The 23915-nt window shown below is 40.0% G+C and carries 18 protein-coding genes; 16 read left to right on the top strand and 2 right to left on the bottom strand.

The window, feature by feature from the left end; translation table 11 throughout:
* Window positions 1–118 precede the first annotated feature (118 nt).
* Window positions 119–1159, bottom strand: coding sequence for an endonuclease/exonuclease/phosphatase family protein (locus tag IR083_RS03805; RefSeq protein WP_194223299.1), 1041 nt, complete (start codon window positions 1157–1159; stop codon window positions 119–121).
* 553 nt (window positions 1160–1712) lie between these two features.
* On the opposite strand from IR083_RS03805, the gene IR083_RS03810 reads away from it, so the two are divergent.
* The 10 genes from IR083_RS03810 (at window position 1713) to IR083_RS03855 (ending at window position 8622) form a co-directional block, all read left to right on the top strand.
* A complete protein-coding gene (locus IR083_RS03810; protein WP_194223300.1) occupies window positions 1713–3296 on the top strand; it encodes a hypothetical protein in 1584 nt (527 codons plus the stop codon).
* Between the two features lie 9 nt (window positions 3297–3305).
* A complete protein-coding gene (locus tag IR083_RS03815; RefSeq protein ID WP_194223301.1) occupies window positions 3306–3707 on the top strand; it encodes a hypothetical protein in 402 nt (133 codons plus the stop codon).
* Window positions 3704–5008 carry a DUF3440 domain-containing protein gene (locus IR083_RS03820; RefSeq protein WP_194223302.1) on the top strand — a complete coding sequence of 435 codons (1305 nt, stop codon included), beginning with the start codon at window positions 3704–3706 and terminating at the stop codon, window positions 5006–5008. Before IR083_RS03815 ends, IR083_RS03820 begins: the two co-directional genes overlap by 4 nt.
* Window positions 5005–5673 (top strand): ParB N-terminal domain-containing protein, encoded by a 669-nt coding sequence (locus tag IR083_RS03825; protein ID WP_410492845.1) that lies wholly within the window; start codon window positions 5005–5007, stop codon window positions 5671–5673. Before IR083_RS03820 ends, IR083_RS03825 begins: the two co-directional genes overlap by 4 nt.
* Before the next feature lie 109 nt (window positions 5674–5782).
* Entirely contained in the window at window positions 5783–6076 is a 294-nt protein-coding gene (locus tag IR083_RS03830) for a hypothetical protein (protein ID WP_194223303.1), read from the top strand.
* 34 nt (window positions 6077–6110) lie between these two features.
* Complete coding sequence (locus IR083_RS03835) at window positions 6111–6284, top strand: RteC domain-containing protein (RefSeq protein WP_242052357.1); 174 nt, start codon at window positions 6111–6113, stop codon at window positions 6282–6284.
* A 142-nt stretch (window positions 6285–6426) separates the two neighbouring features.
* Window positions 6427–6759: a cold-shock protein gene (locus IR083_RS03840; protein ID WP_410492846.1), complete on the top strand. Its 333-nt coding sequence runs from the start codon at window positions 6427–6429 to the stop codon at window positions 6757–6759.
* A 102-nt stretch (window positions 6760–6861) separates the two neighbouring features.
* Window positions 6862–7686 carry an IS982 family transposase gene (locus tag IR083_RS03845; RefSeq protein WP_194223304.1) on the top strand — a complete coding sequence of 275 codons (825 nt, stop codon included), beginning with the start codon at window positions 6862–6864 and terminating at the stop codon, window positions 7684–7686.
* 29 nt (window positions 7687–7715) lie between these two features.
* Window positions 7716–8024 carry an RNA recognition motif domain-containing protein gene (locus IR083_RS03850; RefSeq protein ID WP_194223305.1) on the top strand — a complete coding sequence of 103 codons (309 nt, stop codon included), beginning with the start codon at window positions 7716–7718 and terminating at the stop codon, window positions 8022–8024.
* A gap of 379 nt (window positions 8025–8403) precedes the next feature.
* The gene (locus IR083_RS03855; RefSeq protein WP_242052354.1) at window positions 8404–8622 is read left to right on the top strand and encodes a hypothetical protein; all 219 of its coding nucleotides are present in this window, start codon (window positions 8404–8406) and stop codon (window positions 8620–8622) included.
* Between the two features lie 83 nt (window positions 8623–8705).
* Here the strand turns inward: IR083_RS03855 and IR083_RS03860 are convergent, their stop codons facing one another.
* Window positions 8706–10235, bottom strand: coding sequence for an IS1182 family transposase (locus IR083_RS03860; RefSeq protein WP_242052355.1), 1530 nt, complete (start codon window positions 10233–10235; stop codon window positions 8706–8708).
* A gap of 1121 nt (window positions 10236–11356) precedes the next feature.
* On the opposite strand from IR083_RS03860, the gene IR083_RS03865 reads away from it, so the two are divergent.
* From IR083_RS03865 to IR083_RS03885, 6 genes are all read left to right on the top strand, one after another.
* Entirely contained in the window at window positions 11357–12574 is a 1218-nt protein-coding gene (locus IR083_RS03865) for a DUF3575 domain-containing protein (RefSeq protein ID WP_194223306.1), read from the top strand.
* 130 nt (window positions 12575–12704) lie between these two features.
* Window positions 12705–12830: a hypothetical protein gene (locus IR083_RS24765; RefSeq protein WP_262893152.1), complete on the top strand. Its 126-nt coding sequence runs from the start codon at window positions 12705–12707 to the stop codon at window positions 12828–12830.
* 113 nt (window positions 12831–12943) lie between these two features.
* A complete protein-coding gene (locus tag IR083_RS03870; RefSeq protein ID WP_194223307.1) occupies window positions 12944–14185 on the top strand; it encodes a DUF5119 domain-containing protein in 1242 nt (413 codons plus the stop codon).
* A gap of 288 nt (window positions 14186–14473) precedes the next feature.
* Window positions 14474–16267 carry a fimbrillin family protein gene (locus IR083_RS03875; protein ID WP_194223308.1) on the top strand — a complete coding sequence of 598 codons (1794 nt, stop codon included), beginning with the start codon at window positions 14474–14476 and terminating at the stop codon, window positions 16265–16267.
* A 462-nt stretch (window positions 16268–16729) separates the two neighbouring features.
* A complete protein-coding gene (locus IR083_RS03880) occupies window positions 16730–22843 on the top strand; it encodes a hypothetical protein (RefSeq protein WP_194223309.1) in 6114 nt (2037 codons plus the stop codon).
* On the top strand, window positions 22821–23828 hold the full coding sequence (locus tag IR083_RS03885; RefSeq protein ID WP_194223310.1) for a hypothetical protein: 1008 nt from the start codon (window positions 22821–22823) through the stop codon (window positions 23826–23828). Before IR083_RS03880 ends, IR083_RS03885 begins: the two co-directional genes overlap by 23 nt.
* Window positions 23829–23915 lie beyond the last annotated feature (87 nt).

Below are 23915 nucleotides of genomic sequence, written 5' to 3' on the forward strand. Positions count from 1 at the left end.
GAAAATTAATAAGCCTATAAAGTATGCAGTCTTACGATTTTACTCTTTATTCATCCAATGCCAATTTATATTTTCTTTTTTTATTGATTAAATCTAAGGTTCTTTTATTAATTCTACTCTATTTTCTCTTTAAGCTGAATGTTGCCAATACAGCTTTGTGATCGGATGGCCAGTTATTTCCGGATATGTGAAAGGCATCCAGGGTATGCTCTTTAATACGTTCGCTCCGACAGATAGAACCATCAGAACCCCATATTACGACATTCTTTAACTCCAATCCCTTGTATGGCAAATAATAAATAAAATCAATACGCTCCCGCTCATCGGCTTCCGGTGCCCATGTCAATTTCTTTACCTCAACCAGCGGGTTATCCATTGGATAGGTAAAGCCAGGATGTGTTACCGGATCGGGATATAATTCCCTGTACGCATCCACATAGCCATTCGCATATAGCATTGTGCTTACGGTCCATGGAACAACTAATCCGTTATGGTCAAATAAATCCATTGTCTCTTTCGTCCAATCTAAAAAAGAAGGTTCATTAAAATCTCCTCCAAGCAGTATAATACGTCCTTTAGATTTGTCCTGATTCGCATATTCAAGAAAAGCCTGGATACCATTATCCCGTTTCGACTCCACATTATTCATCATTATGGAATCCATATCCGTCAGAGGTTTCCTTGGTTTCCATGAAGAGCCGCTATAACCCCTGATATCGTAATAAGTACAATTTAAATAATCAAGGTGAGCGGTATAGAGGGCGACCTCCTGCCCGTCCATATCTATTAAAGCCCTGTATACACTACCATGGTCGTCTATACAGGGAAATACTGTTGTTGAATCGATTATGGGGTATCTGGATAATAATCCTGTGTCATAGCTGAGGAAAGAATAAAAAGTATGGCCTTTTTCTTTTAACGACTGAACTATACGGTCACAGAACCGGGTATCCTTGTAATTGCGGACTTCGCTGAGTGTAATAAAATCCGCCCCGGACTCGCATATTTGATCCACAATCGCATTATACCCATCAGGGACTATTGTTCCTTCCTGCCAGATATTGAACTGGAGTATTTTCAACTGTAGTTTTTGTGCGCTGCATGAAGCTCCGACCAAAATAAAAATGATAATATATAAAATTCTATTCTTAAGATACATAATTAATTAGTTTGTGTTAAAATTAGCAAAATGTTTTTTCTTATTACAATAAATTATCAATAAAATACTTTTGGAACTATTTTATCATGTTTTCATGTAAGGTTACTTCAAACCGGATGGCTGCCGGAAAGATAGCAATCAATTCATTTAATCTATGAACATTATCAAATAAATGTCGCCTTTTTCCCCGTTTATTCCGGAGGGATTCTTTATCTTCATCATGGTTGTTTGTCCCGGGATAAGGAAAGGCAGCCCACTTTTATATAAAAACAGAGAAAAAGCAGCCCTCGGATAATTATGCAATGGTATTTTATCATAGAGACCATTTAACAAATACAGGATAATAAAATGGTCGCTGAATAGAATTTTATGATAATGTTAATTAAAATAAATATTCGATAAAATATTCATTTTAACAAACTGTATTTAAATAAAAAATCCCGTAAATTTGATTGTTCGCAATTACACAACTTATAAACTAATGGTTGTACCACAATTTCTTATAGAATTATCAAACCGGATAAAGGGTTCAAAACTTTATCATAATAACTATATGGGTTGTCGCGTATATATCCCTTACAAGCTGGATTATTCCCCGTTCAGGGTAAGGATAAAAGCCTACTTCGAGATTGTAAACGACAGATTGAGGCTCAATGTGGCTATTTCTTCGAATGATTATACCCCTTCATGGTGCAGACAGGAAGCTGCACGGATTAAACAGATACTTGAAGAGCAATTCCATGAGATCATATTCGATTGTGAATTGATATACCGGAATATACCCCTGGCTACCCGCCTGCGGGATAAACTCATCCCTGCCATAGAAAACCTTATCCCTTATTATGAGAATGCCCTTCGTTTCCTATGCGGCATGAAGGTATCCATTTTACTGTCGGGGAGGTGGCGGGATAAATGGTTCCTGTCGCTATCCCTTGCCTGGATACGTTACCGGAATAACCGGATCGACAAATTATACTTGTTCTTACCGAATGTACAGGTTCCCCTTTTGAAAAAAGAGATGGAGAGGCAGTGGCCGGGGATAAGCCTTCCGGTATCCCTTATCCCGGTCGAAAGTTTAAGTTTTAACATACAGGCTTATGAAAGCTTATTAAAATCCGTAGATAGCCGGACTATGCTTGTAATCGATGACTGCCATCTGTTCAAATCTCCTGACGCCATACGCTCACGGCGCATGATGGATATTGCCGACCGGTGCAACTATAAACTGTTGATGACCGAATCATTGATTGTGAATAACATCCATGATATTTATATGCAGTACCGGATACTGAATAAGGATATACTCGGATATTACCGGTGGGACGATTTTTCCCGGAAGCATATTATTTACGGAGGAGTCGATGGCAAGCAGATATTAGGATATAAAAACCTGTCGTATCTGGTTGGACTGGCAGAACCCTATACTTACCCGGTCGATGAGAAAGGAGCCCCGGAAGCCGAGCCGGATGTCAGGACCTACATCTGTGAGCTGACTCCTACTCAAAAAGAATCTTACAGCAGGAAAAAGAATGAACTGCTCTTACTCATTGAAAAATATGAAATACAGGTATATGATATTTTCAGGATCATGGGAGAGATGGAACGGATCGCGTGCGGTTATATTTCCACAGGCCATAAAAAGGATCATTATTACAATACCAATAAATTGCTTTTGCTGAAAAAACATGCATGCAGGGAATGCAGGTATGTTATCTTTTGCAAGTACCTCTTTGAAGTGGACCTGCTGACAAGCTTCTGGGGACGGAAATCCTGCGCTGTTTTCTGTGGCAGGAACAGAAGCGACAGGAGAACCGAGAGGACACAGTTTATGCGGAATAATAAGAAATACCTTATTTCCACATTGGGCATACAGGAGACATGCCTGGAAGGAGTCGGGGCGCAATGCGAAATCATTTTCTTCAGCCTCTCTTTCAGGTACAGGAATTACAGGAGGGAACTCGCTTATATCAGGGAAAATGACACGGACCGGGATACCCCGGTAAAACGCTTTATAACCAATAGCGGGATCGACAGGAAGATCGTGGAGGCCCTGTCCCGCAAGGAAAAACTGGCGAACCAGGTCAACCGGCTGTTTACAGACCGGCAGAAACTGAGAGAATTTGCAGAAAGCTTATAAACTATACATATGACACACAACAACGATGAAATAAGGATAGAAAAGGTTTGGGGTACGGATGGCCGCCTGTATGAACTGATCGCCCCTTTTGTGATGAACCCGGAAGTTATCCGCCTGAACGGAGGCTACCCTTTCAAAAACACAGAAGACCACCTTTGGTATATTTCCGTCAAAGGGAAGAATATGGTTACCGGATTCATTTCCATTGTGAACGACCATTTGTGCAATGACTTTACCTGGCAGGATAAGGACTTGTTACGGATATTGATAGAACGCGCCCTGATGGATGTAGAGAAAGGGACGCCCGTTACTTTCGTTGCCGACAATTCGGACCGGCCTCTCCTTGAAGAAATGGGCTTCTCTGTAGAAAAGGAATGGACGAAGTATTTTAAAATGGCAAAGATCATATGAACGGCTGCGCAAAGAATGTTTATGAGGTTACCCTGGAGCGTACCGGATATATATTCTCGGAATTTGAGAATATATACGTTGCTTTCTCGGGAGGCAAAGACAGCGGCGTGATGCTCAATATTGTCCTCGACTATATGCGCCGGCACGGGATAAAGCGTAAAATCGGTGTGCTGTATATGGATGTGGAAGCTTCCTATAAAAGAACCGTCGATTTTATAGAGCGGATGTACTTCAACAACCTTGACCTTATCGAGCCCTATTGGGTATGCCTTCCGATGACAACTACCAATGCGGTTTCCATGTACGAGCCATTCTGGATTTTCTGGGACCCTGCCAAAAAAGATAAATGGGTGCGTCCGATGCCCGAACATGACTTCATTATCAATAAGGATAATCATCCCTTTGATTTTTACAGGGAGAATATGACTTTCGAAGAGTTCACTCCTCTGTTCGGCGATTGGTATGCCCGGCGGCACGGGGGTAAAAAGACTGCCTGCCTGATAGGTATCCGGGCGGACGAAAGCCTGAACCGTTATCATGCCGTATCCCGGAAGGATAAGCTTTCCTATAAGGATAAAAGCTACTCAACCCGGATATCGGACAAGACCTATAATTTTTACCCCATCTGCGACTGGCGCACAGAGGATATCTGGACATACAACGGTAAGTACCGCAAGCCCTACAATAGTATCTATGACCTGTTTTATATGGCGGGAGTCCCTTTGTCCAGGATGCGGATATGCGAGCCTTACGGGGATGAGCAAAAGGCCGGGCTAAACCTTTTCAAAGTATTGGAGCCCGAAACATGGGTAAGAGTAGTAGACCGTGTCAGCGGAGCCAACTTCGGGAATATCTATTGCGGGACCAAAGCGACGGGAGCCGGGAGGATAAGCCTCCCCGGGGGACATACATGGAAAAGCTACTGCAAATTCCTGCTGAGAACACTTCCCGGAGAAACCCGCAGGATATATACGGCCAAATTCATCAAGTTTATCCGTTACTGGAACAGGACCGGTTCTCCCGTCAGCGAAGAAGACATCCTCGAACTGGACCCGGATATGATCGTCAATACCCGGCAGTATAGCAAACGGGGAAAGGGTGACAAATATGTCGTGCGTTTCAAGACCATACCGGATGCATTGCCCGGCCTGGATAACAAAACGGATTTCCTCTCGTGGAAACGTATGTGCATGGCTATTCTTAAAAATGATATTACGTGCAGGACACTGTCCTTCTCGATGACAAAGAAGCAGATATTAAGGCAACAGGAATTGATCCGGAAATACGAAGAAATGCTATGAAAAATCAAAATGAAGAAAATTACGTTTTTCAACAAATGACTGCATCTATATGCCGGTATATAAAAGACATTAAAGATACGGATGAAAAAATAGACACCCTGAATTATGTCCGCTCAATGTTGCATGAAGTGAGCCCGATGAAACACCATCCGGTAGACTTCGTCGCATGGGAAAGATCGGAAAACATAGAAGGCAACGACTATAACCCGAACAGTGTTGCCCCGCCGGAAATGGCCCTGCTGGTTACATCTATTGAGGAAGACGGCTATACCATGCCTGTTGTCGGCAGTCCGGAAGAGGATATCATCCGGATCGTGGACGGGTTTCACCGCAGGAAGGCTGAGCGCAAGTCCCGGAAGATATCCCAAAGTACATATGGCAGGCTTCCTGTGACTTATATACGTGAGTCCAGGCGGGAATTAAGTGAAAGGATGGCTTCAACCATACGCCATAACCGGGCCAGGGGCACCCATGACATAACCCTGATGTCGGAAATAGTAAGGGAGCTGATCTCCATAGGAAAATCCGGTACATGGATATCAAAACATATCGGGATGGACATGGATGAAATCCTGAGGTTAAAGCAATTGACCGGTATTGCAGAACTGTTTAAGTATCGCGAGTTTTCGGTAAGGACAATAGACGGAAAACCGGATAGAGAATGAATGACCAGATAATTTAAAGATATTAAATATACTATAAGATATAAGTAAGCAGATTGCAATAATCGAGGTTGCAACCTGCAATTGTTTTATTTACTAAATCTTATAGTTTATGACGAATTTTATGTATCTGTTGAAGCAGGAAGTAGAAGTCCAGCTTCATGTCTTGGAAAAAGAAGAAGCTCTTTTAAGCATGACACAACGAGCTATCCTTTTGTTGAGAAATGTATTTAAACGACTTAAAAAATTTACCGGGTCATATGTATTTAAAGACGAGAGGGAAGAAATCTGTTTCTTTAAAGAGGCAAGTCCAGCATTTCTCCAGATTCGGATGATCTTTATTTCGAGCGGGATGCGCGGTTCTCTCCGCCTTGTGATTTTAAGATGGAATCCTTGCAAAGGATAAGATTGAAGTATATCTGACCGAACAATTAGATAAACTGGATCATAAGATGCCGGTTTCAGACCGCTCGCGCATGTTATGGACAGCATCGAAAGTTGACCTTGCGGAACTAATATACAGCAATTATTCATTACAGAGTATCAACGGAGGTAAGGTTATCCTGAAAGAGATGCAGCGAAAAGCGGAATCTTTATTCAACATTGATCCATAATTCGTTAAAATCAAGATTCAACTTATTCTTCTCTTCATTTTGGTCAAGTATAGTATAAAGAAATAGAAAAAAAGAAGCAACAAAAGAGAAACAGCAAAAGCTGGAAGAAAGAAAAAATAATCCGGCCGATTCTTTTGAGGATATGATTGCTTATGTGGATGAAAACGGAGTTATAACCAGTACTCCCCCGGATCTCACTAATAAACGAAAAATCAAGATCGAAAATATAGCTGTTTCTACACCGAAAAAAGAAGATATGGAAGATCCTATATTGAATGGGCGTGTAGAATACTTTAACCCCGATAAGGGATATGGTTTTATAAAGCATACAGGAAGTACGGATAAATATTTTTTCCATGTAAGTAGTGCTCCGGCTTCCATTACAGAAGGAAATATGGTAACATTCGAATTGGAACGTGGTCAAAAAGGCATGAATGCCGTAAGGATTACTCTTGCCAATAAGGACGGCCAGTAATCAATAATAATTAATTAATTTAAGTTGCTATTTATAAAGTATTGTAATAAAAAAGACCAATCCTATAATTTTGCGGTGCCAACACACAAAAAAGGACTGACCATGGTTAATAAAACCGTTGCAATATATGTATTTTTTGACGATATATTGAAATCTATGAATCATAAAGAGCCGGAAAGACGTAAAACGACCGATGCAGAAGTAATCACAGTCATCTTGTTGGCTGCCCAGTACTTTGCGGGCAATATTGAAAAGTCCCTTTGCTTTGTCCGATGTACCAGCCTGATGCCTGCTATTCTTGGTAAAAGCCGCTTCAACCGGCGGATGCATCAAATCGGGGAACTCCTTAGCGAACTGTTCTTTTACACGGGACAAGCCGTAAAAGAGTTGAATCTTCAAACCGTTTATAGCATCGACAGTTTTCCTGTAAGTGTTTGTCAGAATATCCGTATCGCGAACTCCCGGATTGTCAGAGGAAAAGAGTACAGGGGACGTTGTGTATCCAAGCGTTGTTGGTTCTATGGGTTCAAAGTCCATATGATAGTTACTTCGGGTGGCAGTCCCGTGGAATTTACTTTCACTGCCGGAAGCAAACATGATCTGGATGGACTCAGGCAACTGCCTGTAAATCTGCCTGAAGGAAGTGAGATTCTGGCAGATTCCGCATATACCGATTATCTGATGGAAGAGATGCTCTTGGAGAATGGAATAACATTGCTTGCCAACCGTAAAAGCAATACCAGACATCCGCATAATCCCTGTACCGAGTATCTTATATCCATCGGCAGAAAGCAGGTGGAAACCGCGTTCTCCGATATCGCCAAACATTTGCCTAAAAAGATTCATGTAGTCACTAAATCAGGGTTTTTGATTAAAATCATTATGTTCATTTGGGCTTATACGTTTGATAAATTGTACAAAATATAAATAGCAACTTAAATTAATTAAGAAAAAGAATGAACATTTATGTATCAAATCTAAACTTTAGCACAACAAGCGAGAGTTTACAGGAATTATTTGCAGCGTATGGTGAAGTTGAATCTACAAAGATTATAACAGACCGAGAAAGCGGAAGGTCTCGTGGATTCGGTTTTGTAGAAATGCCAAATGATACCGAAGGGCAAAATGCCATATCGGAATTACACGACACCGATTTTGAAGGAAAGACTATTGGCGTAAGCGTAGCACGCCCAAAAACCGAAAGAAGCAGCGGCGGATACAATAACCGGGGCGGAAACGATGGATATAATAGAAATCGCTATTAATCAAATACTATAGTTAACGGGTAGGAGATTTTCTTACCCGTTTTCTGTTTTTGTAATCGGTACCCCGATTATTTTTTGTATATTTACAATCCGGAATCATTTATACAAACGCAATAGCATTCTTTTAGCTATACCTGTGTTTGTTCCGGATATGATAGTCAATATATCGTTGTGACATATTTTATTGCAGGTAAGATCAACTTTTTTATAACCCTTATCTGATATGGCTTGAATTCTATTCAGGTTTGCTTTCTTGTCTCTTAACTGATTATGAATATTCAGCAGATGCCTTCTGTACGCTCGAAAATAACATAAAACAAATTCAATATACCTGCACTTGGAATATAAGTGAGTGTAGCTTAATGATTTAACTGTAAATATGAATAAGTCCCGTAATCAATTAAAAACGTACACATTACACAACTATCAATCTATACCTCAGATGGCTGGTATCCCCAAAGAGTTTGTCAGGGATATTGAAATCGTAGGAAAAGTATTACCCTTCAAAACCAATAATTATGTAATGGATGAACTGATAGATTGGGATAATATCGAAACTGATCCAGAGGGATGCTTGATAAAAAGCATTATGCGATAGTCGAAAAATTATTGGATGGAAATGCAGAAATAGTGTAATATTTCGGCAGACTGTGCAAAAACTGTCTAAAAAAATGGATTATATTAGAGCGTATAATAATTGGCATATTCCAAAATGAACTTTTTCTTCCGTTCTTTCGTAACAAACGGACATAACATAATAATAAGTGAACAAAACACACAACTTATTTTTGAAAAAGGCTCCATAAGGCCTTTCAACCTATTTCTTAAGCCCTCTATCCCCAATATAGACAGGCATCTCCTTAGGTTATATACTATCATCATTATATTCACTTCGCTTAATACATTTACTCTACCTTTCATTAAAGTATAAGTAAAGCCCCATTGACGTTTAAGAACACCAAAGGGATGTTCTATTATCTGTTGGCGAAGCTTATAGTAATCATGGTTTAGTATAACCCTGCCGTTATTCTCATCGATAATATCCTGATACTCACTCCGCTCTATTACCCGTCCAATCTTATTCTTAGTACATTTCTCCCGCAGGGAGCAGTCTATGCAGGCTTTTGTTTTATAAACTCTTGACCTGTAATTAGGGCGGTGCGACCAGCCGGCATGAGTAATCATTTTCTCACCGGAAGGACATATATAATAATTTCCTTCTTTATGGTATATAAAACGGGACAACAGATAACAGTCAACATAAGGCGATGTGCTTGGCATAGGAGAAGAGTATGTAACAATACCGGCCTGCTTGCACATGTATAGTTGGTCGCCGGTGGTATATCCGGCGTCACTTAGTGTTTTAAGGTGTGTTAAACCAAGCAGGGATTGTACAGATAATGCCGTCCTGGCCGGTTCTCGTTTGTCGGTACTTTCGCCAATGTGGTTATGTACCAAAAGTTTATACTTGGCGTCGGCCGCAGCCTGAATATTATAGCCTACTCCCGATATATTTTTGGATGATAGAAGATTTCGTGCATCCGGGTCAATAAGACTGATTTGTTTTTCGCCGCTTTGCTTCAGTTTTTCAGCAAGTTGTTTATATTTTTTGCGGCTGGACAACTTTTCTGCAATCTTCTTTTTTAACAATACGTTCCGTTCTTCTGCATCAGATTCATTCAACTGTGCTTCATATTCTTCCACTTTACTGTCGATATACTCAATATGACGATCTATCTTTTTCTGATTGAAATTATTCTTCAAATTGTTTTGAGCAAATATCTTGAATGAATCAATAGCTATCGTCTCCCCCTGAATCAATTCCAGTTCCTTCAGCATGAGTACAAACATTCTGAAAGTTGCCTTGAATGCTTGAGCATTTTCTTTCCGAAAATAGGCTATTGCGCGAAAAGAAGGTTTTAATCCGTGTAACAGCCACCATAACTCTACATTTATGGTACAGCAATGCGCAAGTTTTCTGGAAGATCTGATAGCGTGCTTGTAACCGTATAAGTAAAGTTTTAACAACATAGAAGGATTGTAAGATGGCCGTCCTTCCTTTCCTGTACCGGGATTCTTAAACCCCAACTTTTTCATAGGTAATATGTCTACAAACAAGTCAATTACCCGAGCCCAAGAGTCTTCGGAAACCATTTGTTCCAATGAGACAAACTGGAGTTGATTGCGATCTGCACCTGTGATATGATCCATTGTTCGGATGATTTGAATATCTATAAATTTACGAAAAAAACAGATGATTACCTAATTATCCAGGGATAAACATGGGGGATGTTTTGGGTTTTTGCACAGTCTGCCGAATACTTACTATGAATTAAATATGAAATACAGAACTAATACATAAGACCGGGCGGCAACGCGATATCCGGACTGGAGGAGTATAGAGGCCATACCGTGCCATGACCCCTAAAAGCACCGTTTTGTCAGGCCTGCTGACCCGGCGTGTTTATACTTTTATGGGGATACGGGTACTTTAATAACGCCCACCGAGTAAATACGAGAAATATGTACGGTTGCAAAATAGATAAGAAATAGATAAAAATAGGTAACGGTATTTTGAACGTTGACAGCTACCTTTATTGTTACTTTATACTGATATGTATTAGGTACCTGAAAATGCCGGAATCCTTTAGAATATGATGGTGCTTTCTTTGTAACGGTTACACTTATCAGACAGGAAGGCTTCCTTTTCGTACGGGTGGGCCTTTGTATTTTTTTTAATGAAATTCTATGAATAGAACAGACAGGTTTAGAGGATTATCCATCGTTTTTTCTATGATATACACTTTCATTTTCCCCCCTGAAAATTTGAAAGTTAGTTTTCTTTTGTTAGAGAGACTAACCTTACCCATAATTACAGGTAGGTACATGTTACGCGCGCCTGACCTGAAATATATCTATATATTTGTAAACACCAAATTAAGCATGCTGTTGCCGGCATCTTTAATTTGGCGTTTTTCTGTGCCTGTATCCACCGTTTTACATACGCTTCAGCCGGATTTCTGTGACTGCAGGTTTCCCAACAGCCCAACCGGCATAAATTTTGTCCCGGTTAACCATTTAACAGGAACATCCGCCTGTCGGTTATCATTTTGGCGCGTCCCGGTTTTTACACCTGTTTCTGACGTGGTGGAGTCCCGATATAAAGTGGAAATTAAAATCAATTTGACAATGCCATCGATTTGCCGGAGCCAATTTATTAATTGCAAAATTAATACACGGCGCCTGACAGGGATAACGCGATATAACATACTACATAAAATATGAAAAAGAGAACAGACATAAGCCCGGGTAGCCTGCGGCATCCATTGCTGATGATCGCCGTTTTGCTGTCCGCCCTGTCGCCGGCGTTAACGTGTGCGCAGGAGTTCCCTGCCGTTACCGTCGACCCCTATGGGCCGAAAGTGTATTATTTTCCATTCGACCGTTCCGACCTGCTTCGCGACTATGCCGGCAATCGCGAAATGTTCGATAGGCTGGATTCCCTGTTGCGTATAGAGCAGGTGGTTGCAGGCATCGATACGATCCAGATCATCGCCGGTTGTTCGCCGGTGGGTAGTGAAGAGTATAATCAAGGGCTGGCGCAGCGTCGCTCCCGGTCGATGATCACCTACCTGCGCTGGCAGCACCGTGCAGTAGCCGAACGCTATCCGGTGGAAATACAGCCTGTGGGTATCGACTGGCAGGGCTATGAGGCTTTGCGGCAGAGCGGCCGCAATTTTACTGAAAAACAGATGTGGGACTTGCTGCAATACGCGTCGGTGCGTCTGAAAATGAAAGACGGCAGTTATATCCCCAGGGGAAACGGTAGCCCGCTTAAAAGCCTGGCAGAAGACAGCCTGACAACCTTGCCGTCACTGCCCGAAAACGTTTACCGCAACACGATTTATATCTATAAGGATACGTTGGTAAGTGATACAGTATATATGGAAAAAGAGACAGTGCATGTTGTACCCGTAGATGAACTACAGGCTGTAACCGGCAAAGCCCCGCTCCGTCTGGCGCTAAAGACCAACCTGCTCTACGACCTGGCATTGCTGCCCAACCTCTCGGTAGAGTTGCCTTTTGCCGGGGACTGGTCGGTTACCCTGAACGGGGCTTTCAGCAAATGGGACACCAAGAGCCCGAAGTATTGGAGCCACCAGGTGAATTACGCAGGCCTGGAAGTAAGGCGGTGGTGGAGTGGTAAACAAGGCAATCCTTTGAACGGCCATTTCGCGGGACTGTACTTCACAGGCGGGGTTTACGACTTGCGGCTGTTTACCAAAAGCCTCGACGCTTACGGCTACCTGAGCCACTGGAGTTGGTCGGCCGGTGCGGTATATGGTTATTCCTTACCCCTGTCCGCAAAGCTGAACATGGAGTTCAGTATAAACGCAGGTTATTTAACCGGGGAGTACCATACATACAACCGCAGCCGCTGTACGGATTGCTATCCGGAACGCAAAACCGGGCAAAGGCACTACTGGGGGCCTACGGGAGTAGGAATATCGCTGGTATATAAATTCGGAATGGGACAATTTGAAAATTAGCAAATTAGCAGATTAGCAAATGAAAACCAATGAGCTAATATACTAATGTGCCATGTGCCAATGAATGAAGTGAAAAGTGGGAATCAGCTAATGTGAAGGTTAGCAGATAATAAAATGGGCAGATTAGCAAATGAAGAAAATTAAGAATGCAGGGAAAGAAGATGAAAACAGGGGCTATAATAAGCAGGTGGTTTTTTTTAACGTGTATCCCGTGCTGATTTATTATGGCGTTGGTGATAAGAGGTATTGGCTTTAAGCCTAAGGAAATGTGTAGTTTTTATAATGTTTGGGGGGCTATGCCAGCTGCGATAGCCCGTATAGCTCTTTTTTTAGTAAAAATGAAATGTGAAATATTTAGTCAATATGAAAATGAGCAGAGTTGAAAATGAAAAGGCCGCTTTGTGCAGGGAACGATTAGCAAATTCGAAGATTCGCAAATTCGCAAATGATTTCGTCGCTTCGCGCCATTTGCCAATCTTCAAATATGCTAATTTGTTGATTATATTCTGCCTGCTGCTCACCGGTTGCCTGCGCGAACTCAGCGAGGACGACCCTTGTGAAACTGAAACCGGAAACCTGTTTATCAGGGTCGACATACACTGGGACGGTATCCCCCCACAGGATAAGCCCCCGCAAGGAATGGCTGTACATCTGTTTCCGTGGGAAGGTGTAGGCCAACCCGTACGAAGCCTCCTGCCTGCGGATGGCGGCGGGATGTTACTGCCCCGGGGTGTTGACTATTATACAATGAGCTATGACTATTACGGCAATGAGAACATCTATATACGTAACGATAGCGACCGTGGCCTCATCGAAGCCTACAGTGTTCCGGCCGGTGGATTGACCAGCAGCGGTGAACCCGCTGTAGCCGAGCCTTACCCTTATACTTTCTATGTGGCGCGCAATGATGATAAATTCAGTGTTGTCCAACCGCCTGCCGGTGATACGCTTGTCCTGCATTTTTACCCCCATAACGTGCTCAGGGAATTTACATTCCTTGTTTACGATGTACAGGGAGCAGCCTATATATCGTCAGTCCGGGGCGCGGTCACAGGCATGGCGGGCGCTTACAGGATGGCCGCCGGAGAACCGGTCAGCACTCCGTCCACCGTCATATTCGGGCAAAGGACGGGACGCGTGCAATGGCGTGCCGATGCACAAAAAATAAATTGGACGCAATCCCTGCTGAACAGTATTTTTCCCGGAAACGCCAATCTGCAGGATTGGCCCGAGGGCTGGGACGATGCGGCCAGCGGCTGGACTGGCGGCTGGGTTATGGGAACCTTCTGCACCTTTGGTCCCGCAGACATCGATAATATAAGGAATATACTTTATATACAGGCATCTAATACACAGAAGAAGTCCTATACCGGTTATTGGGGCGGAGAATGGGAAGACGGCGTGCGCGAACAGATCGCCGGGGCCCTCGGGCAGTATGGCACGCGTGAGGAGCAACTCGCATGGCGGCGCAAAAACGGAGGGTTCGATATTATCCTCTATAACGACGGGCGGCTCGTGGTTGGCCCGGACCAGCCGCAACCCGGCGAAGGCGGGGGATTTGATACCTCGGTCGACGATTTCGATAATGTGGATGTGCCGATAGGAGAATGAAAAAGTGAAAAACTAAAAGTGAAAAGTGACGGATAATGTGTCAATTAGCGGATTAGCAGATTTGAATATGGTTAAATGAAAGAATACCTGCTTATTTATCACTTCGTATAATTTGCTGATTTTCAAAATTATTCGTATTCGAATTGAGTTCAAGCTTCTAATTAAAATATTAAAACAGGCGTGAAACGATAAAAAAGCTAACCTCTGAAACCTGACAACAAATTGCAGTGTGACAACTGATTCATATAGATAACAGATCAGTTTTTTATTAATTAATTTTTTGACATTATGAAAAGTATTAGAAAATTATTTTACCTTCCGGCGTTGATGCTCGCCTTATTGAGCAGCTGCACCGATGACGGCTCTGACGATTCTAAATTCACCAATGGCCGTGAAATCAGCTTTGCCACCTGGACAGACAGGCAGGTCAAAGCCAGTGTCACCACACAAAGCACCCTGACCTCGTTCACTGTGGCGGCATGGGGGCATCCTGTTTCAGCAGACTATGACTCCTATGTACTGAACGGTGTTACCGTAACACGCGGGGAGGGGGGCTCTACCTCTACATGGGAATATTTCCCCAAGGCAAGCTGGCCTGCCGAAGGACAGGTGGACTTCTTCGCCTATGCTCCGGCTTCGAGCGTGAATATCACAACCGGGCTGAAAGCGGGCGACGTATCCGGGACACCTGCCACGGGCGGCCCCGTAATCTCATACACCGTTCCCGGCTTCGTGGGCGATTCCAAAACAGCCGCCCAGCAGGAAGACTTGCTTGTTGCTAAAAGTACAAATCTGGCAAATTCTGCCGACCCGGTGCAACTGAACTTCAAGCATGCCCTGTCACGGGTTGTGTTTAAGGCGAAAAATCAAAATCTGGATAAAACCTACGTCATTAAGGAACTGGCCCTGACAAACCTGTATAGTAAAGGTACGCTCGATCTGAAGGGTACGTTGCCGGACGGCTCCGATCCTATCGTGTACCAGCCGGTCGGGACAGGCGGCTACCAAACTTTATGGAGCGGACAGGCAGAATCCCATGATTACAAGGTTGATCTGGGCAGTACGCAGGTGCATGTGCCATATAGCGCGGACGCCAATACCTTTACCGACATCACCAATGCTTCCAACGGCTTGATGGTGCTGCCGCAGCAAACGACTTTGGGTGAGTTCTCCGGAGCATCAACAGAGCTGGGTCTAGAAACGGATATAGTCACAACTGATGCTTCTTACCTGAAGGCGACTATAGCGGTAGTTAATTCAGATAATGTAGTAACAGATGAGAAGACTTTCTATTTCAGGTTGCATGACCCTTATAATTACGATGACGGTATCGTCTTCGAGGCCGGCAGGCAATACACGTTCCAACTCAAACTAGGTGTACCGGGAATGGCCGGGTATGGAATTGACTTTAGCTTACCGACTGTGTCTGACTTTGATAATGAAATTACGCAGACTTTACCGACGCCACAACCGGCAACTACAGAATATTCGGTTGGTGCCCCTTATACGGTTGATGGCTTGAATGGCGTGGTCTACGCTACTACTCCCGAGGGGACCAGCCCGAGCCGCCATGGCTACGCTATTGTCCGCCTGGATGGAGCGTTCTCTACCTCTTCTAGTTACTCGTTCGATTCATGGGCTACCGACCCATATGCAGCAATGGCGGATGCGCTATCTAATGCGGCCACTGAGTACCCTTTTTACAATAATATAAAAACCCTGGATGCGGGGAGTAAATCATCTTTGTATACCATATCTCCTGCCTTCTCATCTTTTGTGGGTAAGGACGGGCTGGCCACCGGTTGGCTCCGGGGATTTCCAATAATACCACCGGACAACGCTCTGCTGACGTGGTTCAAGGCAAACGGAGTGGAATCTCTATCTACCGACGGCACGGAAAACTATTATGCCGTACCTTATGAACCCATGTTTTGGGATGGTGGCCTGCGGGTGCGTTGCATGATTTTAACTGAGCTTGTGGGTAGCGCAGGTACCGCTGGCGGAATTATATTTGGCACCGTCGATGGACCAGGCAACCCGATTTATGACCAGGGATTCGCGATAGCCGTCGTGGCTTTCTAGAACTTAGAAATTAAATCCATGAGGAATCTTGCTGCTTCCATAGTCGCTGGTTGAAATCCGTCGGCTACCTTACATAGGGTCATCCCGCGACCTCTCAGCCGATGGTAAAACAAGTCGTAACTATACCAATATGCGGAATCCCGCCCTGACGTTATGCAGGGCGGGATTATGTCTAATAATTGTTACCGGATAAAATGTTTTTCTATATAAGTGAGTATATGAAAAGTAGTAAGTCGCTTATGTGCTGCTGGCACATAGGGCGTAAATCTTATTTTTAGTAATATTTTAACTGAAAAATAAATTGCTTAAAAAAACGGAGTTTGAAACAGAGATAAAAAATGATTCATAATTAACTATTCGACGTAATACTTATTGACAGGGATTTGGATAAGACTAAATGGAAACCTGGGATATTCATCCTGTATCACCGGATTCTAAACAGGAAACTTTTAAATAAACAGTATGGTAAAAGAATTTATTATTGAAAATAACGTAGACTCTAAAATAATAAATGAGTTTGTCAATTTTTACAGGGAGGTTACTCCAATTGTCTATAATAAGATTAATATAAATATCACTGGCAAGAAAGAAAAATCCGGTGATATTACCGGAGAGATGGATCCTGTCTTTTTATCTTATATCATATTGTTTTTGAGTGAGTTTCCCAATATCAAGGTAGAATTTGTCATCAAAGATTATACGATAGCAGACCGGGCGTTCAGCCTTAGGGAACAATTACAACAAATAATCTCTATCTCAGGCAGGTTCTCGAATCAAATATACCTTAAGGGCAGTTATTTAAACAAAGAAACCGGTGAGATCAAAGAAACCCGGTATGACTTAAATAAGGAACCAAACAGGTCTCAAAAATTCATACCTCCGTTTTTTATTGAAAACAAGGCAGATATAGACAAATATTTTAATAAAAAATTCTCCGCATCGAATAACAAAAATACATTATTAAACGAATACTATAACAGATTAATAAATGACATTGTTGAACGGACAAAATCCGGAGATGAGCCTATTAACTCCTTTTTTAATGAATTCAATCCGGATGACCTTAGTGCTTTTGAGATCTGCGTCTTTAATTTACTCCTTTCCCCTGAAATTTATGAAGACAGGAGAAAAAATCGTGCTGAAAAGGCAGGAATAATACAAAATGACCGGAAGCGGATAAAGGAATATAAAGAGTTTGTAAAGGATATCTCGGTGGGAGTAAAAGAATTGGCAATGAATGTTGTTGAACACTCTTCCGGGAAGAAGGGAGTTATCACCTGCCGTTTTTTTGATAAGCAGAGATTGTCTTTACTCAAAGGGGATTCAGAGAAAAGGTATTTGCAACAAATCGACGATAACTTCTTTCTGGATTTGAATGTCATCGATCTGGGAAAATATTCAATCCGGGAAACGTATATTTCAAATCTGGAAAGCCAGGGGGAATCCCAGGCTACAAAAGAGGAAGCGGCCGGAGATAAAAATATTATACAGGAAAAATATAACTATGAAGATTTCTTTGTGATAAATTTCGAAAAGTTTATACATGTCTCTCATCAGCAAAATAAGATAATAAGCAGGTACGGGCTCCATTATTTTACATATATTGTTAAAGAGAACTATTCGGGGTTTATAAAGACATCTTCTTCCCGTGAAGGAGTTTATATTTATAAAAAAGCAGCAAACAATGAAGATATTATTATTAAATGCCCAGATATCGTAGGATACGGCACGGCATATAATTGCATCATACCTGTAAATAAAACCAGGCAAAATTCCAACCACATCATTTCCGTACCCTCGACTCTTGCCAATGAAGAAATAAATACTTTTATAGAACTAGATAAATATAAAATTATAGATGTCTCTGATAAGGACAATGATATTATCGAAGATAACCGGTATGAATATATTTATAATATTTCAAGTTTTAGTCCTTCGCCTTCTTCTGATAATAAATATGATCATCTCCTGAAAATTTATGAAAAGATAAAGGCTGTATCCCAACGGGCAAGAGAGAATATAATATTGATTAATGGCTGTAAGTTAAAACATCTTGAATCCGATAGCCAATGGGTCAGGTTGCTTGCCGGATTAAGCCTGTTGATACCTGATTTAATAATCTATAATCTGGAAAACGAAACAGTAAGGCAAATTATCAGAATCAGGCAAAGTGTAATAGATTTACCCGGCTTAAAATTCTGGAATCAGGACAGCAGGGTGCTTTTTTACTCTTACAAAGAGAAGCCGGATATATATGGGGATATCTATCGCCGGTATGGTGCGACTCTATTGACCGGACAGGATATCGGGACCTTTTATTTTATCAACAAAAATATATGGCGACATCATTATAGCTTCAGAAACGATTTCTTTTCTGAAATAGAAAAGGAGCATAGGGCTGAAATAGAAAAAGTTGAACAAGCTGGTATAAAACCTGACTATTCCAAATCAAAGCTTTTTTCTAACGGGAACCTGTCGTTTTTTGAATTGTTAATAGCGAATGAATATAAGGGTGGCAGTTCTATGACTTTGTTTGAACAATCTGTCCAATACTCATTGAATAAAGAATATGATATCAAAAATGACAAAACAAATAATAGAGGCTATAAAATTTCCCGAACTCATTTTAAGCTGGGATCGAAAGTCCATATTCAGGATTTTTATTATGCAAAAAGGCTATTCCAGAATAGTTTCTTTACGATGCCGTTATCCTATCTGATATCTGATTATATATACGGGATAGTACATGATGCATTTGACGAAATCACCTTAATGGGGTATGAAGATTATTCCGCCCAATTGATTGGTAATATACGGAATATCCTCGAAAAAAAATTGCAACAGCATAATCCGGAATATAAATTAAACCATAATACAATAAAAGACGGGAAATTATCCATGGACCTGACAACGTTAAAAAAAAATATTATAATTATAGTCCCTATCGCTACTACATTTTCAACTCCATTAAAGATACATAACAGGTTAGAAGAAATATTCAGGATAAATAACCATACAAGTAAATATAACATTATAGATGAAAATATAAATATTTTGCTTGTCGGCCATAGCCATAAAGATGAGAATGAGAATAAGATAAGCTTTGAAGATATTGCAGGAAGGCCGGATGAGACAGAACCTGTTTTTTTTCTGTATGAAGACAACCTTTTACGCACTTGTTATAAATGGCATTCCATAAACAAAAAGAAAAAAGTAATAAAGGTTATGGATAACTCCGTACAAGAAAATAAAATAGAGCAAAAATATTTTATACCCGTTTATACCCGGTGGCACAACACTGATGATTGCGAGTTGTGTTATCCTGCAAAAATTACAGAAGAAGAATGTTTAATCGAAACAAGTAAAGCCTCGATAACCCCCAATTTAATTTTTGATTGCCCTAAGACCAATACTTCCAATAAATACGGGGGGAATATACTGTCTTTAGAAAATTTCCTGTTCTATGGAAATTTGAAAAGAGGCAGGAATCATTATTTGTATTTTACCCCGACAGGCAGGATCGTTAATGCGAATGAAAAACCTATAAGGGACTGGCTGAAAGGTTTACGGGATAAAGTATTCAATTCCGTTTTATCAGAATATAAAAAGGTTGTATTGGTAACTCCTGCCACAGGGCATAAATCCAAATTCATAGATTTAGTAAATGAGCATGTATTCAAATATACGGCAAGCATCCTTTCGATCCCCTTATCTGAAGATTATATTGAAAATGTGGAATCACTATATGCCGACGGATTACATGAATCAGATTTAATTATTTATGTGGATGATGTCATTGCCTCATCGGCGTCTTTTACCGGCACCAACCATATCGTCCAAATAACAAAAAATAAAATAGAGACGGGTAAAGGTATCGATTATTGTATAGCTCTTATCAACAGAATGACATATGACAAAGAAAACAGCCTGTTGATCAGCCTAAAAAATGACAATTCCGATTTGAACGATATCCCTAATGAAACTATTCGTTTTTTGTATTATGCAAAGTTCAACTGCCCTCCGATAGAAGAACTGAATAATGAGTTTCCCCTCATAAAAGAGAGAACCAGATACGGCTACTTAGCTGAGACTTCATCCGTAGATGCAGTTAAGGAATTATTTCATAAAAAAATAAAAAAATTAGATACTGTCGATATCAGTAATGCTATACCTGATATAGCTATACCTGATATAGCTATACCTGCCAAAAAAGATTATCATAACAGGAAACTCTTCCAATTTCTAGTCTTAAACCAATTCTATACCTTATTTGAAGAAAGCAGCCGGGATAATACCATAAATGAATGCTTTACTAAAGATATTAGCGGTCTGGCCGTGTTGGAAAACAAGCTTTTAAGTAAGTTGGAATCAGACACAAAAAACACAGAGATAATTAAAACATATAGAGATAATCTAAGATATGTTCTCCTGAAAATACTATGCGGGACACCCCAGATATATTATAAGGACATAAGGATGTCAACATTTGATTGGATAATCAGCCAATTAGAAGAATTAGTATCGGAAATCAACCGGATATATAACCTTACAGGCCCGGATAAAGAATTAGAATCTTTTTTCAGTCTACCATCCGGTTATTCTAAATTTCAAGAGCTTAAATTCCTGTTAAAAAGAAGTGTCCAGTTAAAGAGCAATTATATAATCCATCCTGGATGTTTCAAGGCAATGGATAAACTAATCACATTGGTTTATGAACACGACAAACGTAGAATAACGGATGCCTGTGACCAGTTGTTGGATTTATTTAATACCACTGCCTATTTACCCGGGAAACTGGAAATATATAATTATTTAATGGAGAACATAATTTTATTTGAAGAGTATCGAGATGTTAAATCTTTTTTGAAAAATATTGATACCAGCTCAATAGAATGTCAGATAAAAGATAACAATTTGAGCGATGATAATTCACCATTCTCTGCAAAAATATTTTCCGAATCAAATCGTTTTAAGGAAGAATTCGAACAATATAAAACTGTAAAAAAGAGTGATATATCATCAAAAAAAATAATATATCATCTTATAACATATATACAGGAATTAATTAACGGGCATGAAACCAAGTCCATTAAATTGGAAAAGAATATTCAAAGTCTCAGAAATAGCGGATCTGGAACGAATAATAAAAATGGGGATTTCAATCATTATTTAAGATTATTGAGATTGGAGAACACAGCCGCAATAGAAAGATTCTGGGAATATTTCATGAGTAAAGAAATTGCTAATCGGGAAGAAATAATAGATACTGAAAACTTTGATACTATAATTGCTAAATATAAACCGGATAACAGATATGTCTCCATAACGAATGTACTTCAAGATTCTGATTCTTTTGACCGGTTCCTAAATATAAGGAGCCTGTTGTATAACTGGAACAGGAAAATAAATGAGAATGGAGTAAAAGAAAGTGTCGACACTATTTTGCATTATATTTCCTGTATAATTGGCGAGGAGGATGTCACAGATTCTTTCTTAACCGTAAACTATAATAATTCAGAGATTCCCGAAGCAAAGGATCTATATGTTTTTTCATCTCCTGCTAACAGACCTCTATCGTATAAAACATACGGGCTTGATGCGGTAACATTGAAATCCTCCATTACTTTTGAAATGATAAAAGGGATTAAAGATGCCGAGAGCTATACGTTATCTAATTTAGAAATATTAAAACAGAATGAGCCGGTTTACCGGAAAGGTTTCTTGAAAAAAGATATAAAGGGGTGTCCCGGGATTAAAGCATTGCCTGAAAATTCTTCGGTGCTGCTTGTTCGAATATCAGATAAAGCAAATAAATCGGATAAATTATATTCACAGGCCGTTTTAACTGTAATCCGAAAAAAAGGTGAGAGGATTCCCGAAGATAAGCTGAGGCTGATCTTATTATTAAGAAAACCTATAGGAGATTTTCTACGGATAGTTACCTCGAAGAATACTTTCCTGGAACTCCTGAAAAATAAAGAGAGGGAAGATTATCAACGTAGTTTAAAACATGGTTTGGGCGATTATTTTAATTATCAAGATAAAATAATCGATATAATTAATAAAAATGGAGATGAATATGTTCAACAGCTTAAATATTTAAATAAAGCGGTTAAAAATCAGATTTTAGCTTATGATCCCAGTAATAGCATAAAAACAATATACACCAGGGAAGAAATTTTTAATAAAGTAAAGTGTATCTTAGAATCGGTTTATATTCAAAAAATTGTTAGGGAAAATGATTATACTATTGAAATAGGTTTTGACAGTATTGTGCTGGAAAGTGTAATATATGAAGCCGTTCTTTTGGAATTATTGATAAATGCTAAAAAACATAGTCCTCGCATTCAGCCGGATATAAAATGTAAATTTACAAATGATTATTTCTCTATATCTAATAATTATGAGGAACCATCAACGACCAGTAAATCCCCCAGAAAAAGACAAGGTCAGGAAATGTGTCGTGAAATATGTAAAAAACATGAAATAGAATTTAAAAATGGAGAAAATAATGGGAATCATCATTATGAGATAATTTTAAACTTTAATAAAAATGAAGAACGTATTAATAATTGAGGATGAGCAATCGAATTTTCAAAGTATAAAAGAAGGATTTGAAAAGTATCCCCAGTTTTTTTCAGTCTTTCCTCAGGAAGATAATGCTTTTCAGAAAGAGTATAAAAATATAGGATATTTAATAGACCGGATTGTCAGGAATAAGACCGAAAACTCATTTCAGGAGATTATAGAATATTATCCGGATATCGATTTATTCGTTATAGACCCAACCTTAGATCATACTTATGAGGATCATACAGGTATTGAATTTTTAAATTTTGTATTCTCTGTAAATTACAGATTAGGGAACTTTAAGTATATTATTGTAAGTCAACATGCTCCGGTTAATCTTATTCAAATGGATTTCCCTTTTGATACCAATACGGACTATGTTTCCAAATCCATATTAGGTATGCATTATCCGGCAGAAATAGTTTCTAAAAGTGGAAAACTGCTGGATTTAGATATTTCTCAGGCAAGAATGAATGGTCCTAAAAATAAATTTTACAATGAGGTATGGTGGTTGAAACTCACAGATAAGATAGAAAGGCATATTATTGACCGGTTTGTCCTTTTCGTCCTGTATGTTACGATGATTATATCGGGACTATATGCCATTGTATGTATAATCAAGGAAACAATTAATGTATGCTTTTTAGAAAAGCATACAGAGGTAGTTTATTTAGAATACATTGAAAAAATATTCTTATTCTTACTTCCTGTGTTTATCGTATTCAGTTTTTTCAGCTATTATAAATCTACCGTGCAAATCAGGTTGACGGGAGGAAACACGAAGGATATTGACCATAAAGGGTCTATGCTAGCCTTGAATAATTCAAAAATAATACTGGTAACATCCTTTATATCATTTACAATAATAAAAATTATTGAGAAAATATTTATATCCGGAAGTTATAGCCTTTTATCATTACTGGCATATTTCACATTTCTTGTTGTATTAATGGCTTATGCAATAATTCTACATCGGAGCAATCATGAATGATTATATTGTATGTAAAGCAAAAAACATGCTGCAATTATACGCACGCAAAACAGATTTATTATTCTATCATCCGGCTGATCGAAAATT

The organism is Dysgonomonas sp. GY75, assembly GCF_015234155.1.
GTDB lineage: Bacteria > Bacteroidota > Bacteroidia > Bacteroidales > Dysgonomonadaceae > Dysgonomonas > Dysgonomonas gadei.